The following is a 26,694-nucleotide window of genomic DNA, read 5'->3' on the forward strand; positions in this document are numbered from 1 at the left end:
AGTGTGTTTGCGGTGCAAAATCAATTTAATCGATTAGACGAATTGCGCCATTTTCCTGCCAGCCGGAGACATGGGCCGGCGTTAACGATAGCGACAAAAAGCCAAGCAATTCCGTGACTTTCCCGACGATGTGGCCCAGAGTGCTCTTAACGATTTGTTAAGCGTCACCCGGAGGGCGGGCAGAATGATTCTGTTCAGGGCAATCCATGCGACCAAAGTGCTAGCGCTTGCCGGCCTGGTCATCGCCACCAGCTACATTCCGATGGAAGCTCGAGACCGGGGCGGACTGCCGGAGGCGCAGACGCGAACACGCCATGTCAGAATGAATGCCGATCGTTTCTATCCTCGTCACGATTTCGATCGCATGGGTTATCGCAACAACTGGGACCGCCATCGCGGACCGCGCCGCGACTGGGCGTCCAACGGTGGCCCGCCGGAAGTGAACACGCGCACCCGGCACGTTCGCCTGCCGCGCTACCGCCCCTACCCCGGCGCTTATGCCGGACGGTCGGAGCAGCGTGGCGGATGGGTGCGCGACGGAGCCGGTCGCGACTACTGGACATCCGACGCCCGCAGGCACGACGGTCGCCCAGGCATCTATGACGTGCCGCCGCAGGTCTCGACCCGCACCCGCCATGTCCGCCTGCCGCAATATCGGGCCTATCCCGAGCGGTGGGGCAATGGCGGCGGATGGGGGCGCGATCAGGCCGGGCGCGAGATCTGGACATCGAGCAACCAAGGCCGAGACTATCGCCCGAGCTATTATGGCGGTGATGAATATCCGGACATCATTCCTGGTATCGGCACCTATGTCGGCGGCATTTCGGCCTATGTCGACGTCGGCAATGGCATCTATTTCAGCCAGGAAGGCGACTACGGCTATGCGGATGAGGCAGATACTGCGCCGCCGCCCGAGGCGAAACGCGGCAAGATCATCAACGTCACGCCACAGACCATGAACGGTTCCTGCGCCTACGAACACGGCGTCTGCGTCATCCGCCGGTAATCGCGGCTACAGCGATATCAGCCCGTCAGGCCAACGGCTTCGATGATCGGGCGCATCGTCGGAAGTGCAGGCATCGTCAATTGCAGGAAGTGGTGCCGAAGCGCCAGACGGTGGTGCGCTTGACCTCGCTGTCCTCCAGCGCCCGGGTGACGGGAACCTCGTAGGTGGCAAGCGCCGTCATCATCTCGCGCGGGCAATAGGAACGTCCGGGATCGCCGACGATCACCGAGGCGCCGTTCGCGGCAAGTCCCGAAAACCACGGTTTCAACCGGTCGGCAAAAGCCTTGTCGTAGAAGACGTCGCCGGCGAGATAGACCTCGGCTTCAAGATCGCGGCCAGTGATGTCCTCGCCGGTATAGGAAAGCGTGACCCCGTTAAGTGCGGCATTGAGCCGGACGGCCGTTTCCGCCCAGGGGTCGATATCGGCGGCCAGCACCGATACTGCACCCGCCTTCATCGCCGCGATCGCCACCAGACCCGAACCGGAGGCAAAGTCGACGACACGGCGGCCGCGCACAGCTTCGGGGTGATCGAGGATGTAGCGGGCGAGCCCCTGCCCGCCGGCCCAGGCGAAGGCCCAGAACGGCGGCGGCAGGCCGATCTCCTGCAACTCTTCCTCGGTCTTCAGCCAGAGCTCATGCGCTTCGGTCGCCAGATGCAGACGGATCTCCGGCACATGCGGCGGCGTGAGCACATCGGTGTTTTCGAGGATGAAGCTTTCCGGATCGGTCTTCACAAAACTCTCCGCGCCTGCCCGAGCGTCCCGGACAGGCGGAAAACAAGACTAGCGCGGCGGATTGTCGAGCCCGCCCATGCGGCAGACCTCGAGCCATTCGTCCTCGGTCACCGGCTGCACCGACAGGCGCATGGAGGTGACGAGCGACATCTTGGCGAGCTTCGGATTGTCCTTGATCTCCTTCAGCGTCACCGGCCGCGGCATGTCGGCAACCGCGCGGATATCGACGCAGTCCCAGCGGGCGTCACCTTCGGCGGTCGAATCCGGATGCGACAGCGCGCAGACCTCGGCGATGCCGACGATCTCAAGCCCTTCGTTCGAGTGGTAGAAGAAGCCCTTGTCGCCGATCTGCATCGCCCGCATGTTGTTGCGCGCCTGATAGTTGCGCACGCCGGTCCATTCGGTGCCCTTGGCGCCGGCATCCTTCTGCATCTGCCAGGACCATTTGAACGGTTCGGATTTGTAGAGCCAATGCGCCATCTTGGTCTCAAGCCTCCGGATTGTTGAAGACCCAGTTGAAGGCCTTGATCTCGACATTGGAAAAGAGCCCGGCCTTGGCATAGGGATCGGCTTCGGCGATCGCACGCGCCTCGTCGATCGTCTCCGCCTTGACGAGCACCAGGCTACCGGTCGGCTTGCCGTCGTCGCCGAGGAACGGACCGGCCATCTTCAAAATGCCCTTGGCGTTAAGATCGTTGAGATAGGCGACGTGATCAGGGCGGGTATCGAGCCGAAGCTGCAGCGCGCCTGGCTTGTCGGTACAATGAAGTGCGAAGAGCATGCTTCCTCCTAGAGTTTTCGTTGGCGCGGGATGCGGGCGGAAGATCGCCGCTCCCTTCATTCCTGGGTGATCGGGCGGGTCATCAACTGTTCGAGCGCGGTGCGGACATCGAGCTTGCCGTCGATGATCGCCGCCACCGCTTCGGTGATCGGCATTTCGACGCCGAGATCATGGGCGACGCGGGCAGCAACCGATGCGGCGAACGCGCCTTCGACCAGTTCTCCCTTGCGTCCGCTGGCGCGACCATCCTTGCCGAGCGCGATGCCGAAACGCAGGTTGCGCGACTGGTGACTGGTCGCCGTCAACACCAGATCGCCGAGACCGGAGAGACCGCGCACCGTATCCGCCTCGCCGCCTTCGGCGGCAATGAAACGCGACATCTCGGCAAGGCCGCGCGAGATCAGCGCGGCACGGGCGCTGTCGCCAAGGCCTGCGCCCTCGACGATGCCACAGGCGATCGCCAGCACATTCTTCAGCGCGCCGCCGAGCTGCACGCCGATGCGATCCTGCGAGGGATAGAGCCGGAAGGTCGGACCCGAGAGCACCTCGGCCAGCATCGTCGCCGTCGCAGCATCGGCCGCGGCAATCACCATCGCGGTCGGCAGGCCCTTGGCGATGTCGGCAGCGAAACCGGGACCCGAGAGCACGCCGATCGAACGTCCGGGCAATTCCTCCGCCAGCACGTCGGTCAGCAATCGGCCAGTCGCCTGCTCCATGCCCTTGGCACAGGTGACGATCGTGGCTGCAGCGTTGATCTGAGGACCATACTGGCGCGCCGCATCCCGGTGTGCCTGCGACGGCATGACGAAGAGCACGACTTCGGCGTCCGCCAGGACGGAGACGTCGGCCGTATGCTTCAGCGCCGCCGGCAGGTCGATACCCGGCAGGGCATCCTCATTGCGGCCGGTGTCGCGGCAGGCTTCGGCAATTTCCGCACGACGGGCAAGCAGCGTCACGTCGCTGCCTTCGGTCGAGGCGGCAACCGCGGCGAGCGCGGTGCCAAAGGCGCCTGCGCCGACCACGACGATCTTCGGCCCGTTCTTGGAAATGTCGTTCATGCTCTATCCGTATGCTTTAGATCTTGTCACGCCTTGGCGCCGCGTTTGCCGGAACCGAGCAGCGCCTGCGCCTGGGCGTCGAGCGGCCAGCGCGAGCGCGGCGCGACATCAAGGCCGTCGGCCGCCATGCCTGCCGCCAGCCGCTCGGCACCGGCCCAGGCGATCATTGCCGCGTTGTCCGTGCAGAGCGAAAGCGGCGGCGCGATGAAGTCGAAACCCGACTGCGCGCACAAGGTCTGCAGCGTCGAGCGCAGCACCTGGTTGGCGGCGACACCACCGGCAACCACCAGCGCCGGGCGCGCCACACTGCCATGTTCCGCCTTGAAGCGCTTCAGACCGCGCCCGACCCGATCCTTCAGTGTGCGCGAGATCGCCCGCTGGAACGAGGCGCAGATATCGGCGATATCCTGCTCCGTTACCGGCTCCAGCGATTGCGCCGTCTGGCGCACCGCCGTCTTCAATCCTGAAAAGGAAAAATCGAGCCTGGCGTCACCGACGAGCGGTCGCGGAAAATCGAAACGCCGCGGATCGCCGGCAAGTGCTGCCCGCTCGACCGCCGGACCACCCGGATAGGGGAGGCCGAGCAGCTTGGCCGTTTTGTCGAAGGCTTCGCCGAGCGCATCGTCGATCGTCGTGCCCCAGCGTTCGTATTCGCCGACGCCCTTGACGAGGATCAGTTGCGTGTGACCGCCGGAAACGAGCAGCATCAGATAGGGAAAGGAGAGCCCATCGGTCAGCCGCGCGGTCAGCGCGTGGCCTTCGAGGTGATTGACGGCATAGAGTGGCTTGCCGGTTGCGCGCGCGATCGCCTTGCCGGTCATCAGCCCGACGATCAGGCCGCCGATCAGACCGGGACCACTTGTCGCAGCAATGGCGTCGATGTCGGAAAGCGTGACGCCGGCCCTGAGCAGCGCTTCCTCGATCAGCGTGTCGAGCGCCTCCACATGGGCGCGCGCCGCGATCTCCGGAACCACGCCGCCATAGGCGCTGTGCTCTTCCAGCTGGCTTAAGACCACGTCGCCGAGGATGTGGCCCTTACCGTCGGAATCGCGCAAAATGACGGAAGCGGCGGTTTCGTCGCAGCTTGTTTCTATGCCGAGGATGCGCAGGGGCGGAGACATCGGGAACTACTCAAAGATTGCGGTCGCACCGAAAGGTGGGTACACGGAACTCCGGTAACAATGGATAGCCTTTGATGCAAACAAAACCTTTCCGGATCGGCACGCGCGGCAGCCCGCTGGCGCTCGCTCAAGCCCATGAAACGCGCGATCGCCTCGCAGCGGCGCATGGTCTGGCGCCGGAAATGTTCGAGGTCGTCATCCTCTCGACCAAGGGCGACCGGATCACCGACCGCTCGCTCGCCGAGATCGGCGGCAAGGGCCTGTTCACCGAAGAGATCGAGCAACAATTGCTGTCGGGCGAACTCGATTTCGCTGTGCATTCGTCCAAGGACATGCCGACGAAACTGCCTGACGGCCTCTGTCTTTCCGCCTTCCTGCCGCGTGAGGACATTCGAGATGCCTTCATCGGTCGGACGGCAAAAAAACTGATGGAACTGCCGCAAGGCGTGACCGTCGGCTCGTCGTCGCTGCGCCGCCAGGCGCTGATCCGCCGGCTGCGTCCGGATATCAATGTCATCACCTATCGCGGCCAGGTGGAAACGCGGCTGAGAAAGCTCGCCGAGGGCCAGGTCGATGCGACACTGCTTGCCTATGCGGGCCTCAAGCGTCTCGGCATGACCGACGTTCCGACCGAACTGCTCGACCCCCAGGAATTCCCGCCGGCGCCGGCCCAAGGCGCGATCTGCATCGAGAGCCGCATCGGCGACAGCCGCATCAACGACCTGCTCGCAGCCATCGACGATCCCCGCACCCATGAGGCAGTCGCCTGCGAGCGTGGCTTCCTCGCGACGCTCGACGGCTCGTGCCGCACGCCGATCGCCGGTCTCGCCACCTCGGACGGCACCCATATCAGCTTTTCCGGCATGATCCTCACGCCCGACGGCCAGACCCATCACCGGGTTACGATCGAGGGCAAGGCCACCGACGCCGAAGCGCTTGGGCAAAAGGCCGGAGAAGAGATCCGCGCCAAGGCAGGCCCCGGCTTCTTTGCAAGCTGGACTTAAAGCCATGCGCGTGCTCGTCACCCGGCCGCTTCCCGCCGCCGAGGCGACGGTACGCCGGCTGGAAGCCGCCGGCCACCGGCCGATCCTGCTGCCGCTGATGCAGGCGACCCATCTTGCTGCCGTCTCCGTTGCCGCGCTTGAAGTGCCGCATGCGGCGATCGTGCTCACCAGCGCCGAAGCCATTCGGATGCTCGTATCGTCAGATGCAGACCTGTCACAGCATCTGGCGACCCCGTGCTTCTGCGTGGGCGCCGCCACGGCGCAAGCAGCAGCCGGGCTCGGTTTCTCCGATCTGCGCATAGCGGAGGGTACCGGCCAGTCCCTGGCGGAACTAATCGGCGCGACCATCGACACGCTGCCGCCACTTCCCCTGCTCTATCTGGCAGGAACGCCGCGCTCCGAAGGGCTGGAAAAGGGGCTGAGACAACGCGGCATAGAGCACCGGACGGTCGAGTGCTACCGCATGGAGCCGATCGCTCATTCGCGCGCCGCGATCGAAGATCTGCGGCGAAGCAGCCGTCCCGACGCCGTGCTTTTATACTCGCGGGAGACCGCGCGACAGTTCGTTCGCCTGCTTTCCGAAGCCGGTGTCGATGCTGCTTCCTTTGCGCCGCGCTACCTCTGCCTCAGCCCCGTGGTGGCCGAGGCGCTGCCGGGTAACGTCGTGGCGGAGACCGCCGCAAGGCCCGATGAAGACAGCCTTTTCAGTCTTCTCTAACATCGAATTCATCCAAAAACGGAACGGAGGGGCTTTCCCTCACCGTTCCGGCTGACTAGGTTTGAAGGAAGAGCCGACAGGCACTAACGGTAAGAGGTCACCATGGTATCGGAAAACCCGCCGCGCCGCTCGAAGTCCGAGAAGGAACCGCTGACGATCGACCTCGAAGCGGAGAAAACCGTTGCGGAACCGGCCGGCCCGGAAGCAACCGGCGAGATGCTGGCAGACGCTGCGGCCGAGAACACAGCGCACAAAGCCGAGACGGATGAGCCGATAAGGGACACCAGCGACGACAGCGCCGCCGGATCCCGCCTGGACGAAGAAATCGAGGAGCAGCGCGCCGATGCCGCCGCCGACGCGGCCGCGGCCGTCTTCGCCGAAGAGCCGCCGCATGTGGCCCGCGAGCCGGAACCGGCACCGCCGCAGAAGCCGGTATCGAACTCCGGGGCGCTCGCGGCCGGCATCGTCGGCGGTCTCGTGACGCTGCTCGGCTTCGGCGGCCTGCAATATGCCGGCATCGTGCCTGGACTTGGGCCGACCCGCGGCGTCGAGCAGAACATTTCCGGCGAACTGCAGGCCCTGCGCGACCAGATCGCGGCGCTGCCCACCCCCGCAGCCGTCGTCGACAACACCGCACTCGAAGGTCGTATCGCCTCGCTCGAACAGTCCGCCTCCCAACCGGCCGCAAACGGCGCACCGAGCGCCGAGGTCGAGACGCTGAAGGCGGAAGTCGACAATCTCACCAAGGAGCTTGCAGGTCTGAAGACAGCGCTCGCCGATGCGCAGCAGGCGGCAACCGCCGAGAAGGCGGAACTGACGAGCCGCATCGAGACCGCCGAGCAGAAGCTCAACGAGCCGGTCAACGATATCCAGATGGCGAAAGCCGTTGCGGTCACTGCACTGAAGTCGGCCATCGATCGCGGCGGGCCTTTCCTCGCCGAACTCGACGCGCTGCGCAGCATCGCGCCGGACGAACAAGCCGTCGCCGCGCTCGCCCAGGATGCCCAGGTCGGCGTGCCGACCCGCACGGATCTGCGCCGCGAGTTTCCGAAAACCGCCGACGCCATGCTCGACGCTGTCAACCAGCCCGACCCGAACGAAGGCATCTTCGACCGGTTGGTGTCCAGCGCCATGTCCGGCATCCGCGTGCGTCCCGTCGGCAGCGTCGAGGGTGAAACGCCCGAAGCCGTCATCGCCCGGATCGAGGACAAGCTGAACAATGGCGACCTCAAGGGCGCCGCTCTGGAATGGAATGGTCTGCCCGACACCGCCAAGCCGGCGGGCGAGGCTTTCAAGGCCAAGCTCGACCAGCGTTTGCGGGTCGAAGCCGCGATCGATGCCGCCGTCGCTGCGACGATGGCAAAACCAGGCACGGAAGGCTGAGGGAACCAGATATGATCCGCATTCTGATTTTCATCCTGATCGTGCTTGGTCTCGGCCTCGGCTTCGCCTGGCTCGCCGACCGGCCGGGCGAACTTTCGGTCGTCTGGCAGGGCCAGTTGATCGAGATGAGCCTGATGCGCGCGGCATCGCTGCTGATCTCGCTGATTGCCGCGGTGCTGATCGTCGTCTGGCTGGTGCGCACCATCTGGCTTTCGCCGCACACGGTCACCCGCTATTTCCGCGCCCGCAAGCGCGACCGCGGCTACCAGGCGCTGTCGACCGGCCTGATCGCCGCCGGCGCCGGTGACGCCAATCTTGCCCGCAAGATGACCGCCCGCACCCGCGGCCTGATCAGCGCCGACCAGGAACCGCTGATCCACCTGCTCGAAGCCCAGACCGCACTGATCGAAGGCAAGTACGACGACGCCCGCCGCAAGTTCGAGCTGATGGCCGACGATCCGGAGACGCGCGAACTCGGGCTTCGCGGCCTTTATCTCGAGGCCAAGCGGCTCGGCGCCCACGAGGCCGCGCGGCAATATGCCGAGCGCGCCGCCGAAAAGGCGCCGAACCTGCCCTGGGCAGCGCTTGCAACCCTCGACAGCCAAAGCCAGGCGGGACAGTGGGACGATGCCCTGCGTCTGCTCGACCAGAGCCGTGTCGCCCATGTGGTCGATCGCAAGGAGGCCGATCGCAAGAAGGCAGTGCTGCTGACGGCGCGCGCAATGACGAAGCTCGAGGGCGACGTGAAAGGTGCGCGGGACGATGCGCTTGCCGCGCTGAAGCTCGACGAACATCTGGTGCCGGCGGCGCTGACGGCCGCCAAGGCGCTGTTTCGCGAGGACAACCTGCGCAAGGGCACCTCGATCCTGGAGAAGAACTGGAAGCACGAGCCGCATCCGGACGTGGCCCGGCTCTACGTGCGCGCCCGCGGCGGCGACACTGCGGTCGACCGGTTGAAACGGGCGCGCAAGCTCGAAGCCTTGAAGCCCAACAATGCCGTGGCGATGGCTGCCGTCGCCGAAGCCGCGCTCGAAGCGCGCGAACTGCTTCTGGCGCGCACCAAGGCGGAAGCCGCCGCCCGGCTCGACCCGACCGAGAGCATCTTCCTGCTGCTTGCCGACATCGAAGAGGCCGACACCGGCGACGAGGGCCGCATCCGTCACTGGATGGCGCAGGCGCTGAAGAGCCCGCGCGATCCGGCCTGGACCGCCGACGGCGTGACCTCGCCGACCTGGCTGCCGGTCTCGCCGGTGAGCGGCCGGCTCGATGCCTTCGAATGGAAAGCGCCACCGCATACGCTTTCGGCCACCGTCGACCACGACCAGTCGAACGCCGACGAGGCGATCCGCAGCCTGCCCGCCGTGGTGGAGGCGCATGTGCACCAGCCCGCACCCGCAGCCCGGCGCAGCGAGACGCCGGTGATCCTGGAGGCCGAGCGCGAGGAGCCGCGTCCGGCACCGCAGCCGATCAAGGTCGCCGAGCGCAAGGCGCCGGAACCGGTTGCCGACAAGCCTCCGGTCAAGGCGGAGAAGGAAGAGGGTGCGAATGGCGAGCACAGGCCCGATCCCTTCTTCGGCCGCCCGCCGGATGACCCCGGCGTGCGCGATCCGGCCGCTGGCGAGAAGGCGCCGGAAAAGACGACTTTCCGATTGTTCTGAGTTCTCAAGGGGCTGTGGCAAAATACATGTTTGAACGCTTACGGACGTTTCTCGATGGTCTGACCGGCCCGGCGAAGCGCATAGAGCATGGCGATCCGCGCGTGGCGGTCATCGCTCTCTGTTTCCAGGTGATGGAGGCCGACGGCCGGATCCTCGCGTCCGAGCGGCGCAAGATGCGCAAGGTCATCAAGGAGCATTACAAGCTCGACGATGCCTCGCTCTCCGCTTTGATCGAAGCCGGCGAGACTGCCGAGAGCGAGGCGATCGACTTCTACCAATTCACCGCCGAGCTCAAGCGTCACCTCTCCGAGGAGCAACGCGTCGAACTCGTCGGCATGCTCTGGGACGTCGTCTATGCCGATGGCGAGCGCAGTGAGATGGAAGATCACGTGATCTGGCGTATTGCCGATCTGCTCGGCGTTTCCGGTCGCGACCGGGTGTTGCAGCGCCAGGAGGCGGCGGCCAGAAGCGACACGGTCGAGAAAGCCGAGTCACAACAGGATAACTGAAATGCCGATGCCCGACGACAGCGCCCGAAAACCCGTCCTGATCATCCTGCATCAGGAGCGATCGAGCGCCGGCCGCGTCGGCCAGATACTCGAGCAGAAGGGTTTTGGGCTCGACATCCGTCGTCCGGCGCTCGGCGACGATCTGCCGGAAACGCTGGAACGGCACAGCGGCACGATCGTGTTCGGCGGCCCGATGAGCGCCAATGACGAGGAAGAGTTCGTCCGCCGAGAGATCGACTGGCTTTCCGTGCCGCTCAAGGAAAACAAGCCCTATCTCGGCATCTGCCTCGGCGCGCAGATGCTCGCGCGCAACCTCGGCGGCTCGGTGGCACCCCATCACGAGGGCATGACCGAAATCGGCTGGTATCCGCTGGTTGCGACCGAGGCCGGCAAGGCGCTGATGGACTGGCCGGCCATGGTCTACCATTTCCACCGCGAGGGCTTCGACCTGCCTTCCGGCGCCGAGCTGCTCGCAACTGGCGACACCTACCCCAACCAGGCCTTCCGCTACGGTGACAATGCCTGGGGCATCCAGTTCCACGGCGAACTCACCCGCGCGATGATGCATCGCTGGGTGGTGCACGGCGCCCATCGCTTCGAGATGCCCGGTGCCCAGGTGGGCAAGGCCCATCTCGACGGCCGCATGCAGCACGACGGACCGCTGCGCACCTGGATGGAGAACTTCCTGGAACTGATCTTCCTGCGCGATGAACGGCGGGGAGAAAAGGCGGAAAGCGCGTAACGTGCTGTCCGCTCGCACCGCTTACTTGTGGTGATCGGGCACGTCGAGCGTATCGATCTTGCGCAATTGCGGAAAGCCAAGCGCCCAAAGCCCTGAGACGAGCAGCGTGCCCATGCCACCGAAGACGACGGCAAAGACCCCGCCGAAGCCGGACGCCATCATGCCGGCGCGGAATTCGCCAAGCTCGTTCGACGCGCCGATGAAGACCATGTTGACGGCGTTGACCCGGCCGCGCAGTTCGTCCGGCGTCCAGAGCGTGATCAGCGTCTCGCGCACATAGACCGATACCATGTCGGCAGCACCCATGACGACGAGGGCCGCGATCGAGACCCAGGGGGTCGCTGAAAGGCCGAAGATAACGGTGCCGAGACCGAAAAGCGCCACGCCGATGAACATGTAGAAACCGGCGCGATGGCGGATCGGGTGCGCCGCCAGCCAGACCGCCATGGCAACGGCGCCGACACCCGGGGCCGCGCGCAACAGGCCGAGCCCCCAGGGGCCGAGGTCGAGGATATCGCGGGCAAAGACCGGCATCAGCGCCACGGCGCCGCCGAGCAGCACTGCAAAAAGGTCGAGCGATATGGCGCCGAGCACCACCTTCTCCGCCTTGATGTAGCGGAAGCCGGCGGTGACCGTCTGCCAGCTTTGCGCCGAGGCCTGGGTGCGCGTCGCCGGCTTCGGAATGGCAAAGACCATGAATGCGGAGGCGAGGAAGAAGCAGAAGCCGATGGCATAAGGAAAGACCGCGCCGAGCGCGTAGATGAGACCACCCGCGACCGGGCCGACGATCATCGCGGTCTGCCAGGAGGTGGAGTTCCAGGCGATCGCGTTGGGCAGATCTTCCGGCGGCACCAGGTTTGGCGCCAGCGATTGCGACGCGGGCGCAAGGAACGCACGCTCGATGCCGAAGACCACGAGAACCGCATAAACCGGCCACGGCGAAAACAGCCCGGTGACTGTCAGCGCGAGCAGCGCCGCTGCGCAAAGCGTGCTGACCACCATGCAGACGCCCATGATCATGCGCCGGTTGTAGCGGTCGGCCACGGATCCTGTGACGAGGATCAGCACCAGCGATGGCAGGAACTGGAAAAGGCCGATCAAGCCGAGATCGAAGGGATCGCGCGTCAGATCGTAGATCTGCCAGCCGACCGCGACAGAGATGATCTGGATCGCGAAATAGGCGAGGAAGCGCGAGAAGAAGTAGCGACGATAGCCGACATGCCGAAACGCGGCAAAACGATGCGAGGCATGGACGGCGGACATGAGGAAGTCGCTCCTGAAGCGGGTTGCGCAAAACTGGGTCGCGGCTTTGCGATAACGACAAGTGAAACGTCAATATTCAGAAGGCAGGCAGCGCATCTGAAGGATCGCGACACGCTTTCGTCGGCACCGACTGTCGAGCGGCCACACGTTAAACATGATCGCGCCCGATAAACCGGCGTACTTGCTCGTTTAGGTCTCAATGTCTACATGTCTGTCAATAACGATTTGGAGACCGGCATGCTTGCTGTTATCGGCACCTTGAACTTCATCATCAACATCGCGTGGTTTCTGGTCATCGCGTCGGCCATCTTTTCCTGGCTCTACGCGTTCAATGTCATCAACGTGAACAACCAGGCGATCAACATGATCGGCCGCTCGCTTTACCAGTTGACCGAGCCGCTCTACCGCCCGATCCGCCGCATCCTGCCCGACATGGGCGGCGTCGACCTTTCGCCGCTAGTCGTTCTGGTAATCCTCTATTTTATCCAGCTTTTCCTGAACACGACGATCGCGCCGGCCTTGCTGGGCTGACGACGGCCGGCCAGGTGCAGGGTGAGTAGCACGGCCTTCACCGCGCATGGCGACCATGTTCGACTGACGGTGCGCCTGACGCCGAACGGCGGCCGTGATGCCATCGACGGGCTGGAAACCGCTGCTGATGGCGAAGAATATCTGAAAGTGCGCGTCCGCGCGGTCCCGGAGAAAGGCAAGGCCAATCAGGCACTGCTTGCCTTTCTTGCCAAGACGCTCGGGCTTGCCAAGAGCAAGCTCTCCCTCATCTCAGGCGAAACGCAGCGCAAAAAAATCCTCCGGATCGAGAGCGACCCGGAGGAGCTGATGAAACGCCTTGCCGAACTGGCCGGCAGATAAAGCTTACTTGGCGCCCTTGGCGCGCTCGACGGCTTCCTTGATCAGCTGGCGGGCGGTGGAAGCATCCTTCCAGCCGTAGATCTTCACCCACTTGCCGGGCTCCAGATCCTTGTAGTGCTCGAAGAAGTGCTCGATCTGCTTCAGCGTGATTTCCGGCAGGTCGGTGTATTCGTGAACCTTGTCGTAGCGCTGCGTCAGGTGACCCGACGGAACGGCGATGATCTTCTCGTCCTGACCGGAATTGTCTTCCATCATCATCACGCCGATCGGGCGCACATTGATGACGCAACCCGGAACCAGCGGACGGGTGTTGCAGATCAGAACGTCGATCGGATCGCCATCGTCCGAGAGCGTATGCGGCACGAAGCCGTAGTTGCCCGGATAGGTCATCGGCGTATAGAGGAAGCGGTCGACGACCAGCGTGCCGGCTTCCTTGTCCATCTCGTACTTGATCGGATGGCCGCCGACGGGAACCTCAACGATCACGTTGACATCTTCTGGTGGATTCTTTCCGATGGAAATCGCGTCGATGCGCATGGATCTACTCCAGGGTCGGTTTGAGAAGTTTGCCCGTCGGATAAAGGGAAACATGCCGCGATGCAACATAACTTTCGTCCGTAGCGCAGATTCAACCGGTCGTTTTGCGCCTGCCCATCGACCTCTACAGGTCTGCCAATCGCGTTTGAGGGAGTTTCGTATGAACGGAAGGGTTGCATGCCTGGCGCTGGTGCTTTTGTCCGCCGGCCCCGTCTTGGCCAATGAGAGCGTCTATACCGACATCGGCCGCGACAAGTGCAAGACGATCGCCGAAGAAGAGGGCATGTACGCGTTGATGACTTGCCCTGGTCATGCGGACTATCCCGTTCGCTTCAAGGAAGCCGACATCCGCCAGAGTGTCTCGTTCGGTCACCTGAACCAGCGCTATGCCGACGACGCTTTCGAGAGTTTCATTCCATTCAACCACGCCGGCACGACCGTGGAGTGGCGGGTTGCCAAGGATGGCAAGGCCGTAGCGACGATCCTGCGCTGGTTCATCGAGAACACGGACGCGTCCGGCGCTTCGGTTCCTGCACTTCAGGGGCAGGTGCTCGTCATTTCCAAGGTGGCCGAGAAAGATGACGGCAAGGGCTGCGTCGCCGGCTATGTCGATGCGCTTGCCAATCCCGATCCGAATGCGCTCGCCCGCAAGATCGCCGACGAGGTGGCACCGACCTTCCGCTGCGGCGTCGACAAGCCCGCCTATCACGGCGCGCGGGGCGACAAGGCGGCCGATCCCAACAACGAACTGCCTGAGTAAGTCTTTGATTTCAGTGTCGCGGAGGCGTCGGGCCTAGTTCCAGGCGAAGCCGACCTTCTTCAGGTGCTTGTCGCCGAAATCTTCCATGCCTTCGGCGATATCGGTGCCGCCGGCACCCTGGAAGAACTGGTAGGCATGCTCGCTGTCTTCGAGGCACCAGACGACGAGGCCACGGCAGCCGAGCGAACGCAGCAGGCTCTTGGCCTCGCCGAAGAGAATGCGCCCGAGGCCGATGCCCTGGTATTCCGGCCTCAGGTAGATCTCGTAGATCTCGCCTTCCTGCGGCAGGGCCTTGGCGCGGCTGAGGCCGAGCGTTGCGTAGCCGGCGATGGTTCCGGCGACGTCGACGACGAGCAGCGTGGCAGGACCGCGGGTCGCCTTGCGCCACCAGGTCTCGTCACGGCGATTGACCATCTGAACGAGCGGACGATGGGGAATGAGACCGCCATAGGTCTGCAGCCACGAAACGCGGTGCACATCGGCAATTGCCGACGCTTCCTGCGGCTCTCCGGGCCGAATCTCTATCGAAACAGTCTTCATGACTCGCGACTCTAAACACACACAAGGCGAACAGGAATCCCGCCCGGTTGCCAGCCTGCGTTAACCCACAGGCAACTTTAACGGCACCCAATGGAAGGTTAACGCCTTTTTAACTTTATCCGCAAGTCGCCCATCGGTGGCACACACAGCAAAAAACCCCGGATCGCTCCGGGGTTTTTCTGAAAGTCGTAGGATCGATCAGGATCGATCAGGCAGCGCCAGCCGTGCGGGCCTTTTCGAAGCGCTTGCGATCGTTCGGGTCGAGGTGCAGCTTGCGAAGACGGATCGACTTCGGCGTCACTTCGACCAGCTCGTCGTCCTGGATCCAGGAGAGCGCGCGCTCCAGCGTCATGCGGATCGGCGGCGTCAGGCGAACAGCTTCGTCCTTGCCGGCGGCGCGCATGTTGGTGAGCTTCTTGCCCTTGAGCACGTTCACTTCGAGATCGTTGTCGCGGGTGTGGATGCCGATGATCATGCCGGCATAGACCTTCTCGCCGGCGTCGATGATCATCGGGCCGCGGTCTTCCAGGTTGAACATCGCGTAGGCAACCGATTCACCGGCGTCGTTCGAAAGCAGAACGCCGTTGACGCGACCACCGATCTCGCCCTTGTAGGGCTGGTAGGCGTGGAACAGGCGGTTCATGATCGCCGTGCCGCGGGTATCGGTCAAAAGTTCCGACTGGTAGCCGATGAGGCCGCGGGTCGGAGCGAAGAACACCAGACGGACGCGATTGCCGCCAGACGGACGCAGTTCGACCATCTCGGCCTTGCGCTCGGACATCTTCTGCACGACGACGCCCGAATGCTCTTCGTCGACGTCGATCACGACTTCTTCGATCGGCTCGAGCATCTGGCCGTTGTCATCCTTGTGCATGACGACGCGCGGACGCGAAACGGCAAGCTCGAAGCCTTCACGACGCATGGTTTCGATGAGAACCGCAAGCTGCAGTTCGCCGCGGCCCGATACGAAGAAGGAGTCCTTTTCCGAGGATTCTTCGATCTTCAGCGCAACGTTGCCTTCGGCTTCCTTGAACAGGCGGTCGCGGATGACGCGGCTCGTGACCTTGTCGCCTTCGGTGCCGGCAAGCGGGCTGTCGTTGACGATGAAGGACATGGTGACGGTCGGCGGGTCGATCGGCTGCGCGGTCAGCGCTTCGGCGACCGACGGATCGCAGAAGGTGTCGGCGACGGTGCCCTTGGTAAGGCCGGCGATCGCAACGATGTCGCCTGCCTGCGCTTCTTCGATCGGCTGACGCTCGATGCCGCGGAAGGCGAGGATCTTCGAGATACGGCCGGTTTCAAGCAGCTTGCCATCCTGGCCGAGAACCTTGACGGCCTGGTTCGGCTTGACGGTGCCCGAGTGAACGCGACCGGTGATGATGCGGCCGAGGAAGGGGTTGGCTTCGAGGATCGTGCCGATCATACGGAACGGGCCTTCGGCAACCGTCGGCTCCGGCACGTGCTGCAGCACCAGGTCGAGCAGCGGCGCCATGCCCTGGTCCTTCGGACCTTCCGGGTTGACGTTCATCCAGCCATCGCGGCCCGAACCGTAGAGGATCGGGAAGTCGAGCTGCTCGTCAGAGGCGTCGAGGTTGGCGAAGAGGTCGAAGACTTCGTTGATGACTTCTTCGTGGCGGCCGTCCGGGCGGTCGATCTTGTTGATCGCGACGATCGGCTTCAAGCCGACCTTCAGCGCCTTGCCGACGACGAACTTCGTCTGCGGCATCGGGCCCTCGGAAGCGTCGACGAGAACGATGGCGCCGTCCACCATCGACAGGATGCGCTCGACTTCACCGCCGAAGTCGGCGTGGCCGGGGGTGTCGACGATGTTGATGCGCACGCCCTTCCATTCGACCGAAGTCGCCTTGGCGAGGATGGTGATGCCGCGTTCTTTTTCGATGTCGTTGGAGTCCATGACGCGTTCGGCAACGCGCTGGTTTTCGCGGAACGAGCCCGACTGCTTCAGGAGCTCGTCAACAAGGGTCGTTTTCCCATGGTCGACGTGCGCGATAATCGCGATGTTACGAATGCTCATTTTTCGTCTCGGAAGGTTCAGGGCAAGCCCCGATGGGCCACGCCGCTTTTTCAATGGTCGCGCTCATACAGGTTTTTTTGCGATTGCGAAAGGGGGGCGCGCGCATGAGCGTCGTGTTCAAATGCCGGTAGGCCATGGGTTTGCACTCGTCAGGGGTCTCGCGAACGCCGTTTGCAAAGCTGTTGGCCGCGACCGAATTCCTCATGCAATTGCGGCCGGATCGAGCGTCACGCGCCAGAGTTCCTGGTCCTGCCGGTCCATCAGCCGCACCGTCATCTGCTGCGTCTGGCCGTTGATATCGACGATGCCGAAAAACTGCAGACCAGCCGATGGCGGCAGGTTCTGGTCGATGCCGCCGCCGGATGCCTTGATGAAGCGAACCTCCGGCCCGAAGGTCATGTCGAGGTCCTTCGGCCCATAGGTGCCGGAATGCAGTGGACCGGACACGAACTCCCAGAACGGCGTGAAATCCTTGAATGCGCCGCGCCCCGGATCGTAGTGATGCGCGGCGGTGTAGTGCACGTCCGCCGTCAGCCAGACGAGGTTGTCGATGCCGTTGTCGCGGACGAAGCGCAGGAGATCGGCAAATTCGCGTTCGCGCCCCGCGGGCGGACCGTTGTCGCCGTTGGCGATCGCGTCCGAGCCGCGCCGGTTGGTGTAATCGTCCCAGACGACGAGACCGATCGGCATGTCGCAGGCGATCACCTTCCAGGTGGCCCGCGAGGCAGCAAGTTCGCGCTTAAGCCAGTCGACCTGCCGCCAGCCGAACAGGGCGCCGCCGCCGTCTTCTCCCTGGTTGGCGCCGCGATAGGATCTGAGGTCAACGAAGAACACGTCGAGCAACGGACCATAGCCGATCTTGCGGAAGATGCGGCCGGGCTGCGTTGCCGGCATGCGGATCGGCGTCATCTCGTGGAACGCCCGCGCCGCCCGCTCGGCATAGACGGCAACATCCTTTTCCGGATAGCGCGCGTCGTCGCGCAGGTCGGTCGAGGCCGACCAGTTGTTCAGCACCTCGTGGTCGTCCCATTGATAGAAAGTGGGGCACACGGCGTTGAGTTGCCGCACATGCTCGTCGAGCAGATTGTATTTCCATTGCCCGCGATATTCTTCCAGCGTCCGCGCCACGTCACGCTTCTCATGCGTCACCACGCGGTTCTTCCAGACACCGCCATCACGTAGCGCTATCTCGTCAGGGATCGGGTTATCGGCATAGATCGTGTCACCGGAATGAATGAAGAAGTCCGGCTCGTGCTGGCGCATGGTCGAATAGGTCTTCATGCCGACATCATCAATGCCCCAGCCCTGCCCGGCCGTGTCGCCAGACCAGACGAAGCGGATCGAGCGCTTGCGCAAGGGGGCGGTGCGAAACCGGCCGGTGACCGGCGCGGAGACGCGGTTGACGTCGTAGAGATCCGTGGCGGTGAAGCGGTAGAAGATATCCTGGTCCGGCAGCAGCCCGTCGAGCGAACATTTGATCGCGCAATCCGTCTGCGGCGTCGCCGTCAGATCGGCAAGGCGAAGGGGGTTAGAGAAGCTCTCGGTGGTCGAGTATTCGACCGACACCTTCGACGGGCGATCCACCCGTGTCCAGATCATGCCGGAGGACGTATCGACATCGCCCGATTGCACGCCGTGAATGAATTCCGGCCGGCCGTAGCCGCGTGCATAAAAGGGTGTCGCAAGACCGGATGAGGCCACGAAGCCCGCGGCACCGGCGGAAAGCAGGAAAGAACGCCTCGAAAGCGTCTTGAGGATATCGGCCAAACAGACCTCCGATTCGGCAGCGCCACCGCGCGTGCCGGACCTTTGGTCATCTGGGTGTCAGCGACGTAACAGCCGCATGAAACTATTTGAACGGTTTGGCGACAGTTCGGTGAAGGCCGGAGTGGCCGCGGCGACAATGGGACGATGGCAAACGCCGCCAATGCTGTTATCAAAGGCGATCAGCGTTAGCCTTGGTGAATCCGGGCAACGAACCCGCCTCCTGCCCCCGTTCGGTGGCCACACAAATCGACAGGTGATCATCGTGTCCCATGCCGCCAACGTCTCCGTCCGCGACCGCCTGGAACAGATCATGAGCCGGCTCAACAATCGTCGGCGCGAGGAAAAGGCTTTTGTCCGTCTCTACCAAGAGAGCGCGCGGAGCGAGGCAGACGCGGCCGACCGCCGCCGGCAGGCGGGGGACGGCCTTGGGCCGCTCGACGGCAAGATCGTTTCAATCAAGGACCTGTTGGATATCGCCGGCGAACCGACGCTTGCCGGCTCCATCATCCGCCGCGACGCGCCGCCGGCCCAAAAAGACGCGCTCGTTGTCCAGCGGCTGCGTGCTGCCGGTGCGGTCATTATCGGCAAGACGCATATGACCGAATTCGCCTTCACGGCGGTCGGGCTCAATCCGCACTACCCGGTACCCGGCAACGCCACCGACGAAAGCCTGATCCCCGGCGGTTCATCCTCGGGCGCTGGCGTGTCGGCAGCAGAAGGCACCTGTGATATTGCCATCGGTTCAGATACCGGTGGCTCGATCCGCATCCCCGCGGCGCTGAACGGCATCGTCGGCTTCAAGCCGACGGCGAACCGCATCCCGCTCGATGGCGCCTTTCCGCTCTCGCCGGTTCTGGATTCGCTCGGGCCGCTCGCCCGGACCGTTGCCGATTGTGCGACGACCGATGCTGTGATGGCCGGCGAGCAGCCAAGGCCGCTTGTCGCCCGTCCTGTCGCAGGCCTTCGTATCGGCATCCCCCGTGGCAGGCTGTTTGAAGACCTCTCCCCCGAAGTCGCCGACGCCTTTGCGGCAAGCCTCGACCGACTGGCCCAAGCGGGTGCCAAGATCGTCGACTGCACCATCGATGACTTGATCGAGAAGCTCGGCCAAGCGACGCGGATCGGCTCGATTGCGGGCCTGGAGGCAAGCCGCGTCCACGCCGGATGGCTGGGTGATGCAGCCGCCCCAGTCGACGAAAGGGTCAAGTTCTCGCTTCGCCGCCGGCTTTTGGTGCCCGACGCGGCGATCTCGGCCCTGCTGCAAACCCGGCATGGGCTCGCCGCCGCCATGGACGAGCGGCTCTCGCCCTACGATCTCATCGCACTGCCGACGACGCCGATTGCGGCCGTGTCCATCGCAAGCGTCGACACCGACGCGGCGGAATACGACCGCGTGGAGAGCCTGCTGCTGCGCAACTGCCAGGTCGCCAACCAGTTCGATCTCACCGCTATCACCCTGCCGATGCCGGGCCTTGTGCGGCCGGCCGGACTGATGCTGGTTGGGAGAAACGGAACCGATGCGACCGTACTGGCGGCAGCCCTTTCAGCCGAGGCGCTGCTTCAGGAAGCTTGAACGGCGCGCCCGATGGTCATCGAATGAATCACCGGCCTGCAAGCAGGCCGGTTCGGCAGTCGTCGTCGATGAGGACATCAAGCGGGCATGGATCCCGTTGAAATCGGAACCCCGCAACGCCTTGTTCTCTACGGCCAATCGCTCGCGCCTTGATGCGCCAAGCATGCCGAGCGATGTGCGCGCCGATTTTGCGACAGCGATATGCGATGAAGCAGACTTGATCTGCGACGCGCTTTAGCGTGAGCGCTTCGAGGCCCGAAGGATCAGCCAGACCGGTGCGCCGATAATCAGCAGCGCTATGACCGTATGCCAGATAGAAAATGTCATGCTTGTGCGTCTCCCCTAGCGCAAGCGATACGTGGCCGCGAACTCTCCCGACATCCGACGCGTCGCCGATTGGAACCCGGTCAGAACAGGACATCCCTGATTCGATTCGCAACCGATGGTGGATTACGTTCGAAAAATAGTTCGTGGAGGAGACGCGCTCCGCTCAATGCATCGTTTCGCCGGAGATCTCGTCACGGAGGATGCGGAAGGCATCTTCAAGCGCGGCGACCAAGACATCGGTCAGTTCGTCGCCGTCATTGTTCGCGAGATAGAGGGCAACCATCTTGTCGGATGGGTCGCGGTAATGCTCGATATCGTTTGACATATCATTGTCCTTCATTCGCCGTGTCACATCCCGGCCATTGAGGTGACTATAGGCGAAGGGACTTGCGTAAAGCTGGATGCATGACATCAGGCGAAGGGCACAGCACGCAGCGTCGCGTTATTCTCCATGCGCTCCCTAACGGGGTCGACTGACAAAGGATAGAGGATAGCGACCTATTTCGCTCGCGCCGGGCGTACGAGCACGCTAGAGCATGTCGCCGACGAACGACGCGGGAATGAGCATGTCGAAGAAAACCAAGAGCGACGAAACCGCGGACGTGCAGCGCCTGAAACTCGATTTTCCCGACATCCATGCGGATCTGATCGCCGGCCGCATCCCGTCGCTGCGCAAGGCGCTTATCGCGGCAGGGCTTAAGGACGAGCGCACGCGCCTCGACAAGCTCAAGAATTCCTGGACCAAGGCAAGCCCCACCGAGCGTGAAACGTTCCTCAAGTGGCTGAGCAGCAATGGCGGCCCGGACGGGCTTGCCCCACACGCTCATATCGATCCGCCGCTCGTAGCGCCCCCCGCGATTGCCAGCGGTCGCTACCTGCTCCCCGAAACGATCGCCGAAATCCGCACGATCATGAATCGCCGCCGGATGCGGGCGAACGACATCATGGCCGAGATGGGATTTGCCGGCGACGACCTGTCCCTCACCCGCGCGCTGTCCAAGGGCGCAAGCCTGCGGCTCTCGGTGATTGCCGCGCTGGAAACCTGGTTGCGCAACAACGCGGCGGAGTGAACCCGCCGGACAATCGTCCGCTTTCAACGCGCCCCTCTTCCGCCCGCTGCAACCCGCATTGCCGGCGCACGACCGTTGCGCGCGTTCAGCAGAAGAAAATTGCAACTTAAACCTGAGCCAATCCTTGAAAGCACGAAAGTGGTGCTTTATGTTATTGCTCATGGCTCAGGGCAACCACACGTCGATCTTGTACTACGATCTCGCGCCGGACGCGGAGGCCAGACGTGCGCTGGAAGAAACCTTCGTTGCCTACGGCGACATGCTGGCGATGCTCGATGAACTCGCCGGCGAAAAGGCGGGCGCCAATCTCGTAACGTTGCATGAACTTGCCTACGAAACGGTCCGGGAGCGCACCGGGCTTCCGGCGCGCATGGTCACGCTTGGACTGCGTGACTTCGCGGCAAACCGCGGACAGCAGGCCAATGCCGAAAGGCTGCCGCTGGACGACAAGCTTTTCGCAATCAAGGGACCGTCGGACCTGACCGTCGCCACCGTGCGTGGTCGCGTCGCGATCCCATACGACGTCGCCGGCTATTCGCCGGGCACTCTGAATATCTTCGCCGCCCAGCTCGTTGCACAGCACGGCGGCTATCAGATCCACATTGGCGTCACCACGCATTCCGACCGAACGGAGAAGAAAATGATGACGAATGAAGGCATCCTATCCCGTATGGGCCGCTTGATCGCCGGTCTCGCCAATGCCGCCGTCGACAAGGCGGAAGGCAGCAACAAGATCGTGATCGTCGAACAGGCGCTCCGCGAAATCGACGCGGCCGCCGAAGAGGCCCGGGTCGATATCGGCCAGGCACGCGCCGAGGAGTATCGCATCCTCAGCCGCCGCGACGAAATCGGGGCCGATCTCGAAAAGCTGGACGAAAAGATCAGCACCGCCATCTCTGCCGCCCGGGAAGACCTTGCCAAGGCCGGCGTCGCCCGCCAGATCGACCTGGAATCGCAGCTGGCCGCGCTGGACAAGGCGCTCGCCGGCGCCCGCACCGATCTCGAAGAGGGCCAGCAGGCGCTGCAGGCGGTGCTTGCCACCCGCCGCGAGGCCGAGGCGCGGCTCGCCGATCTCAAGCGCAGCATCGCCCAGTTCCCCGAGAGCAAGGTTTCGGGCCTGGCGAAGCCCAGTCCGGTGGACGGTGCCGCCCGCGCCGCTGCCGCCGTCTCCCGCGCCACGGGCGTACCGGGCGGAGAACACGGCAGCAGCGCCGAGCTGGACGAACTCGACCGCCTGCATCGCGACCGGGCAATCGAGGCGAGACTGGCCTCACTCAAGGCAAAGCAGCACTGACGCCGATGCTGTTCTTCCTCGCCCCGGAATCCCTACCCTTCGCGGTTGCGGCGGTGATGTTGGCCGCCTTCACCGGCATCGAGCTCCTCTGCCTGCTGCTCGGCTTCTCACTGGGCGAGGCGATCGACAAGGCCTGGCTGGACGACCACAACGCATTGGGCGGGCTGATGTCCTGGTTCAATGTCGGCGGCGTACCGCTGCTCGTGCTGCTGATGCTTTTCCTCGGCCTCTTCGCGATGATCGGTTTTGTCATCCAGGCGGTGGCTGGGGCCCTGTGGGCGCCGCTGCCTGCCCTTGTCGCGGCGCTACCGGCACTCGCCGTCTCGCTGCCCGCAGTTCGGATGTCGAGCCGATGGGTGGCAAAGATCGTGCCGCGTGACGAAAGCTATGCCGTCGATCTCGGCGATTTCGTCGGCCGCAGCGGCGAAGTCACCGTCGGCCCACTGGACCAGGGCCTGCCGGGACGCATCCGCCTCAAGGATCGCCACGGCAACTGGCATGTGCTGCGCGCGCGCGCCGCCCGCAACGAGCAACCGATCGCCATCGGCGCGCAGGTGCTCGTCGTCGACCGCGTTTCCAACATTTTCATTGCGATATCGGCGCCGGCAGACCTGCTGACGCCGCCCAATCCTTAAAATTCCCACGTCTTAAAGTCTCACGGAGCAACCATGTTTTATGAACTCTTGGTGCCGGCCGGCATCGGCATCGTCCTGATCCTCGGCATCGGCTTTGTTCTTGCATCGCTCTATACCCGCTCGAGCCGCGACGAAGCCTATGTGCGCACGGGCCTTGGCGGCCAGAAGGTGGTCCTCGACGGCGGCTCCATCGTGCTGCCGATCTTCCACTCGATCGCCCGCGTCAACCTGAAGACGCTGCGCCTTGAAGTCCGTCGTGGCGAAGGCGACGCGCTGATCACCAAGGACCGCATGCGCGTCGATATCGGCGCGGAATTCTATGTCCGCGTGAAGCCCGATGCCTCCTCGATCGCGCTTGCAGCCCAGACACTCGGCGACCGTACCAACGATGCCGAGCAGCTGCGCGTACTGATCGAGGCCAAGTTCGTCGACGGTCTGCGCTCGGTCGCCGCCACCATGAGCCTCGACGCGCTGCAGGAACAGCGCATGGATTTCGTCAAGGCGGTGCAAGAAGCGGTCGGCGCCGACCTGCAGTCGAACGGTCTCGAACTCGAATCCGTTTCGCTGACCCGTCTCGACCAGACGGATATCAAGCACTTCAACGCCAACAACTTCTTCGACGCGCATGGTCTTGCGGCGCTGACCCGCATTACCGAGGGCCGCAAGAAGGAGCGCAACGAGATCGTGCGCGATACCGAAGTCGCGATCGCCCAGAAGGATCTGGAAGCCCGCCAGCAATCGCTGACGATCGAGCGCACCAAGCGCGAGGCGGAGCTGAACCAGGAACGCGACATCGCCAACAAGTCGGCCGCCACCCGCGCCGAAACCGCGCAGCAGGAACAGGCGGCCAAGCGCGCCGAGGAAGAAGCTCGCATCGCCGCCGAACAGGCAATCGCCGAACGCGAGGCACTTGCCAAGCAGGCGCGTGAAAGCGCCAACATCGACGCCACCCGCGCCGTGCAGCAGCGCGACACGGAAGCCCGCCGTGACCTGCAGATCGTTTCGCAGGAAAGCGCCATCGCGGTTGCCAACAAGAGCCGGGAAGAGTCCGAGGCGAAGGCCCAGGCTGAAACCGCCCGCGCGCTCGCCATCGCCGCGGAAGAAAAGGTGGAGACGGCAAAGGCCGTGGAAATCGCCGAACGCGAACGCCAGATCGCCGTTATCGACGCCCGCAAGAACGCCGAAACCGAAGCGACCGCCGTGACCGTCGGCGCCGAAGCCGAAAAGCAGGCGGCCCTCGACCAGGCCGATGCGATCAAGACGCTGGCCACTGCCGAGGCCGACGCCGCGATCATCAAGGCGAAGGGCGTGCTCGAAACCGGCAAGGCCGCAGCCGAGAGCGAGGCGCTGCTCAACGAAGCCCGCAACAAGCTGAGCTCCGCCATCATCGAGTTCGAGATCCTGCGCGAACGCATCCGCATCATTCCCGAAGCACTCGCCGAAGCGGTCAAGCCGATCGAGAAGATCTCCGACATCCGCATCTTCGACACCGGCGGCATGCTCGGCCGCAACGGCGGCCGCGACGGTGCTGCCAACGGCATCGGCCTTGGCGACGGGTTGGCGGGCCAGCTCCTGTCCTACCAGGCCAACAAGCCGATCGTCGACCAACTGCTGAAGGAAGCCGGCTTCAACGGTGAAAATGCCATCTCACCGCTGCTCGGCAACCTGCAGGCGGCACCGCCGCCGGCGGAGAAATCGCCGAAGAAGTAATGCGAAACCGACGGGATCCCTGGCCTCGCGGCCGGGGATCAGACTATGGGTGCGGGCATCAGGTCAGGCCGGCCCGCGCGTGACCGCAAGCACCCTGCGGCGCTGTCGTCGCGACCCTTAAACCGGCCCTGCGGCCGACGGTCCGCCTTCTTCCGTCCTGCCTCGGCTGCCGGGTCACGGGCCGCTCAACATGCTGGCGCACTAGCGCGCGTGTTCAATGCACCGCGTTCTGCCGTTTCCGCAAGTTGCCGAGAACTGGCCATTTACATCCACAAGTGCTAATATTTTTGGGCCGAAGGTTCCAGAGGAACCCGCCTCGCGGCCGACAATCAGATAAACGCGAATTGCTTGCAGCCAATTGCCGCGCCGTCGGACGACCGCTCCATGAGCGCCGTCGATGTCCGACGACATCAACGTGGAGGAAAAGCCAATGGCCAGCAATCTTGTTTCGTATATCGCGCAGATGCTTACCCCTGACATGATCGCACGCATCGCTTCGGCGCTCGGGCTCGACAGCAGCAAGGTGCAGGGCGCCGTCAGCGCCGCCATTCCCGCGGTGCTGGCGGGACTGACGGGTGTCGCCGCGCAACCGGGCGGGGCGCAGAAGATCGCCGATACCGCCAGTCAACAGGGCGGATCGCTCGACAGTCTCATCGGGATGCTTCAGGGAGGCGATCAGGCGACGCTTAGCCAGAACGGGTCACAGATCATTTCGTCAATCTTCGGGGCGAAGGACGGCAGTGCGCTTGCTAACGCCATCGGCGGGATCTCCGGCATGGACACGCGGGCGAGCGGTTCGTTGCTGGCGACGCTTGCTCCCCTCGTGCTGGGTGGCCTTGCCCGGCAGAGCGGCGGCGATCTCAGCGCCAATGGCATCGCCGGACTGCTCGCGAGCCAGAAGGACAACATCGCGGCCGCCCTGCCCTCCGGCGCAAGAGAACTGCTTGGCGGAACAGGCTTGCTCGGCGGGTTCGGCGCTTCGGCACAGTCTGCCGCGGCCTCGGCGAGCCAGGTCGCCCGCAGCGCCGCGACAGCGGCTTCGTCCGTCGGTGGAGCCGGTCAGCGCGCAGCCGAGGCGGCGACGCCGTCCGGGTCGCGCAACTGGCTCTACTGGGTGATTGCCGTACTCGCGCTTGCAGCCGTGCTCTTCTATCTGTTCGGCAGACCGAGCGGAGAGGTCGCGCCACAGGCTGGCACGGCGGGGCAAAGCTTGACGGTCGCCGGGGTCGACATCGGCCGGCAGGTCCAGGACAGCATGGCGAGCTTGCAGACAACGCTGACCGGTGTCACGGACGCCGCCTCGGCCACGGCCGCCCTGCCGAAACTGGAGGAGATTTCAGCCGGGCTCGACAAAGTCACGGGCGCCACCGGGCAACTGTCTGCCGAACAGAAGGCAGCCCTTTCCGCGCTCGTCGGGCCGATGATGCCAACGCTCAACGGGCTTTTCGACAAGGTGCTGGCGATACCCGGCGCTTCCGACATCGTGAAACCCGCAATCGATGCATTGAAGACCAAGCTCGCCTCACTGGCGACCTGAAGAACCAGCCCAAGCATGAGCTGCCGGCCCTGCATTCCGCACGGACCGTTGGCGATTGTC

The 26,694-nt window shown here is 64.0% G+C and carries 27 protein-coding genes; 16 read left to right on the top strand and 11 right to left on the bottom strand.

From position 1 onward, the window contains the following. The first annotated feature begins 184 nt into the window (after positions 1 to 184). Positions 185 to 1,006, top strand: a complete 822-nt coding sequence (locus IB272_RS12595) for a hypothetical protein (protein ID WP_060586454.1) — start codon at positions 185 to 187, stop codon at positions 1,004 to 1,006. Between the two features lie 76 nt (positions 1,007 to 1,082). On the opposite strand, the gene IB272_RS12600 is transcribed toward IB272_RS12595, so the two are convergent. The 5 genes from IB272_RS12600 to tsaD are packed head-to-tail and all read right to left on the bottom strand — an operon-like array spanning position 1,083 to position 4,702. Further along, a complete protein-coding gene (locus IB272_RS12600) occupies positions 1,083 to 1,742 on the bottom strand; it encodes a methyltransferase (protein ID WP_034802582.1) in 660 nt (219 codons plus the stop codon). Between the two features lie 48 nt (positions 1,743 to 1,790). After that, positions 1,791 to 2,222 carry an EVE domain-containing protein gene (locus IB272_RS12605; RefSeq protein WP_034802584.1) on the bottom strand — a complete coding sequence of 144 codons (432 nt, stop codon included), beginning with the start codon at positions 2,220 to 2,222 and terminating at the stop codon, positions 1,791 to 1,793. A 7-nt stretch (positions 2,223 to 2,229) separates the two neighbouring features. Then, positions 2,230 to 2,523: a YciI-like protein gene (locus IB272_RS12610; RefSeq protein ID WP_034802587.1), complete on the bottom strand. Its 294-nt coding sequence runs from the start codon at positions 2,521 to 2,523 to the stop codon at positions 2,230 to 2,232. 56 nt (positions 2,524 to 2,579) lie between these two features. Beyond that, positions 2,580 to 3,581 carry an NAD(P)H-dependent glycerol-3-phosphate dehydrogenase gene (locus IB272_RS12615; protein WP_060586456.1) on the bottom strand — a complete coding sequence of 334 codons (1,002 nt, stop codon included), beginning with the start codon at positions 3,579 to 3,581 and terminating at the stop codon, positions 2,580 to 2,582. A 26-nt stretch (positions 3,582 to 3,607) separates the two neighbouring features. Beyond that, positions 3,608 to 4,702, bottom strand: a complete 1,095-nt coding sequence (gene tsaD / locus IB272_RS12620; protein ID WP_060586457.1) for a tRNA (adenosine(37)-N6)-threonylcarbamoyltransferase complex transferase subunit TsaD — start codon at positions 4,700 to 4,702, stop codon at positions 3,608 to 3,610. A 74-nt stretch (positions 4,703 to 4,776) separates the two neighbouring features. Here tsaD and hemC point away from each other — a divergent pair, with 74 nt between their 5' ends. The 6 genes from hemC to IB272_RS12650 all read left to right on the top strand — a co-directional run bounded on the left by hemC (position 4,777) and on the right by IB272_RS12650 (position 10,716). Next, positions 4,777 to 5,706 (top strand): hydroxymethylbilane synthase, encoded by a 930-nt coding sequence (hemC, locus tag IB272_RS12625; RefSeq protein ID WP_060586459.1) that lies wholly within the window; start codon positions 4,777 to 4,779, stop codon positions 5,704 to 5,706. Between the two features lie 4 nt (positions 5,707 to 5,710). Then, complete coding sequence (locus tag IB272_RS12630) at positions 5,711 to 6,424, top strand: uroporphyrinogen-III synthase (protein WP_034802598.1); 714 nt, start codon at positions 5,711 to 5,713, stop codon at positions 6,422 to 6,424. Positions 6,425 to 6,526: 102 nt separating this feature from the next. Then, positions 6,527 to 7,807, top strand: coding sequence for a mitofilin family membrane protein (locus tag IB272_RS12635; protein ID WP_060586461.1), 1,281 nt, complete (start codon positions 6,527 to 6,529; stop codon positions 7,805 to 7,807). 11 nt (positions 7,808 to 7,818) lie between these two features. Beyond that, the gene (locus IB272_RS12640) at positions 7,819 to 9,465 is read left to right on the top strand and encodes a heme biosynthesis protein HemY (protein WP_192444449.1); all 1,647 of its coding nucleotides are present in this window, start codon (positions 7,819 to 7,821) and stop codon (positions 9,463 to 9,465) included. A gap of 26 nt (positions 9,466 to 9,491) precedes the next feature. Then, the gene (locus IB272_RS12645; RefSeq protein ID WP_034802604.1) at positions 9,492 to 9,974 is read left to right on the top strand and encodes a TerB family tellurite resistance protein; all 483 of its coding nucleotides are present in this window, start codon (positions 9,492 to 9,494) and stop codon (positions 9,972 to 9,974) included. Positions 9,975 to 9,981: 7 nt separating this feature from the next. After that, positions 9,982 to 10,716: a glutamine amidotransferase gene (locus IB272_RS12650; protein ID WP_060586606.1), complete on the top strand. Its 735-nt coding sequence runs from the start codon at positions 9,982 to 9,984 to the stop codon at positions 10,714 to 10,716. A 21-nt stretch (positions 10,717 to 10,737) separates the two neighbouring features. Here IB272_RS12650 and IB272_RS12655 read toward each other — a convergent pair whose 3' ends face one another. Next, positions 10,738 to 11,979 (bottom strand): MFS transporter, encoded by a 1,242-nt coding sequence (locus IB272_RS12655; protein WP_060586465.1) that lies wholly within the window; start codon positions 11,977 to 11,979, stop codon positions 10,738 to 10,740. A gap of 237 nt (positions 11,980 to 12,216) precedes the next feature. Between IB272_RS12655 and IB272_RS12660 the strand changes: the two genes are divergently transcribed. Beyond that, on the top strand, positions 12,217 to 12,510 hold the full coding sequence (locus IB272_RS12660; protein WP_089044330.1) for a YggT family protein: 294 nt from the start codon (positions 12,217 to 12,219) through the stop codon (positions 12,508 to 12,510). A gap of 21 nt (positions 12,511 to 12,531) precedes the next feature. Further along, positions 12,532 to 12,849 (top strand): DUF167 domain-containing protein, encoded by a 318-nt coding sequence (locus tag IB272_RS12665; protein ID WP_060586466.1) that lies wholly within the window; start codon positions 12,532 to 12,534, stop codon positions 12,847 to 12,849. Between the two features lie 3 nt (positions 12,850 to 12,852). Here the strand turns inward: IB272_RS12665 and ppa are convergent, their stop codons facing one another. After that, entirely contained in the window at positions 12,853 to 13,386 is a 534-nt protein-coding gene (gene ppa, locus IB272_RS12670; protein WP_034802613.1) for an inorganic diphosphatase, read from the bottom strand. A gap of 160 nt (positions 13,387 to 13,546) precedes the next feature. Between ppa and IB272_RS12675 the strand changes: the two genes are divergently transcribed. Further along, entirely contained in the window at positions 13,547 to 14,146 is a 600-nt protein-coding gene (locus IB272_RS12675; RefSeq protein ID WP_060586468.1) for a hypothetical protein, read from the top strand. A gap of 33 nt (positions 14,147 to 14,179) precedes the next feature. On the opposite strand, the gene IB272_RS12680 is transcribed toward IB272_RS12675, so the two are convergent. From IB272_RS12680 to IB272_RS12690, 3 genes are all read right to left on the bottom strand, one after another. Then, positions 14,180 to 14,686: a GNAT family N-acetyltransferase gene (locus IB272_RS12680; RefSeq protein ID WP_034802619.1), complete on the bottom strand. Its 507-nt coding sequence runs from the start codon at positions 14,684 to 14,686 to the stop codon at positions 14,180 to 14,182. 208 nt (positions 14,687 to 14,894) lie between these two features. Continuing rightward, the gene (gene typA, locus IB272_RS12685; RefSeq protein WP_034802622.1) at positions 14,895 to 16,721 is read right to left on the bottom strand and encodes a translational GTPase TypA; all 1,827 of its coding nucleotides are present in this window, start codon (positions 16,719 to 16,721) and stop codon (positions 14,895 to 14,897) included. Between the two features lie 201 nt (positions 16,722 to 16,922). Next, positions 16,923 to 18,488, bottom strand: coding sequence for an alkaline phosphatase (locus IB272_RS12690; RefSeq protein WP_060586470.1), 1,566 nt, complete (start codon positions 18,486 to 18,488; stop codon positions 16,923 to 16,925). A gap of 262 nt (positions 18,489 to 18,750) precedes the next feature. On the opposite strand from IB272_RS12690, the gene IB272_RS12695 reads away from it, so the two are divergent. Further along, entirely contained in the window at positions 18,751 to 20,061 is a 1,311-nt protein-coding gene (locus IB272_RS12695) for an amidase (protein ID WP_348646786.1), read from the top strand. Positions 20,062 to 20,551: 490 nt separating this feature from the next. On the opposite strand, the gene IB272_RS12700 is transcribed toward IB272_RS12695, so the two are convergent. Beyond that, entirely contained in the window at positions 20,552 to 20,713 is a 162-nt protein-coding gene (locus tag IB272_RS12700; protein WP_090295460.1) for a hypothetical protein, read from the bottom strand. Positions 20,714 to 20,954: 241 nt separating this feature from the next. Between IB272_RS12700 and IB272_RS12705 the strand changes: the two genes are divergently transcribed. The 5 genes from IB272_RS12705 to IB272_RS12725 all read left to right on the top strand — a co-directional run bounded on the left by IB272_RS12705 (position 20,955) and on the right by IB272_RS12725 (position 26,634). After that, a complete protein-coding gene (locus tag IB272_RS12705; protein ID WP_060586610.1) occupies positions 20,955 to 21,458 on the top strand; it encodes a hypothetical protein in 504 nt (167 codons plus the stop codon). Between the two features lie 148 nt (positions 21,459 to 21,606). Continuing rightward, positions 21,607 to 22,752: a PspA/IM30 family protein gene (locus IB272_RS12710; RefSeq protein WP_246810353.1), complete on the top strand. Its 1,146-nt coding sequence runs from the start codon at positions 21,607 to 21,609 to the stop codon at positions 22,750 to 22,752. 5 nt (positions 22,753 to 22,757) lie between these two features. Continuing rightward, positions 22,758 to 23,387, top strand: coding sequence for an OB-fold-containig protein (locus IB272_RS12715; protein WP_060586478.1), 630 nt, complete (start codon positions 22,758 to 22,760; stop codon positions 23,385 to 23,387). Between the two features lie 33 nt (positions 23,388 to 23,420). Continuing rightward, positions 23,421 to 25,097, top strand: a complete 1,677-nt coding sequence (locus IB272_RS12720; protein ID WP_192444450.1) for a flotillin domain-containing protein — start codon at positions 23,421 to 23,423, stop codon at positions 25,095 to 25,097. Positions 25,098 to 25,527: 430 nt separating this feature from the next. Then, positions 25,528 to 26,634, top strand: coding sequence for a DUF937 domain-containing protein (locus IB272_RS12725; RefSeq protein WP_162733035.1), 1,107 nt, complete (start codon positions 25,528 to 25,530; stop codon positions 26,632 to 26,634). Positions 26,635 to 26,694: the final 60 nt, after the last annotated feature.

The sequence above is a fragment of the Ensifer sp. ENS08 genome (genome assembly GCF_014852195.1).
Taxonomy (GTDB): Bacteria; Pseudomonadota; Alphaproteobacteria; order Rhizobiales; family Rhizobiaceae; genus Ensifer; species Ensifer adhaerens.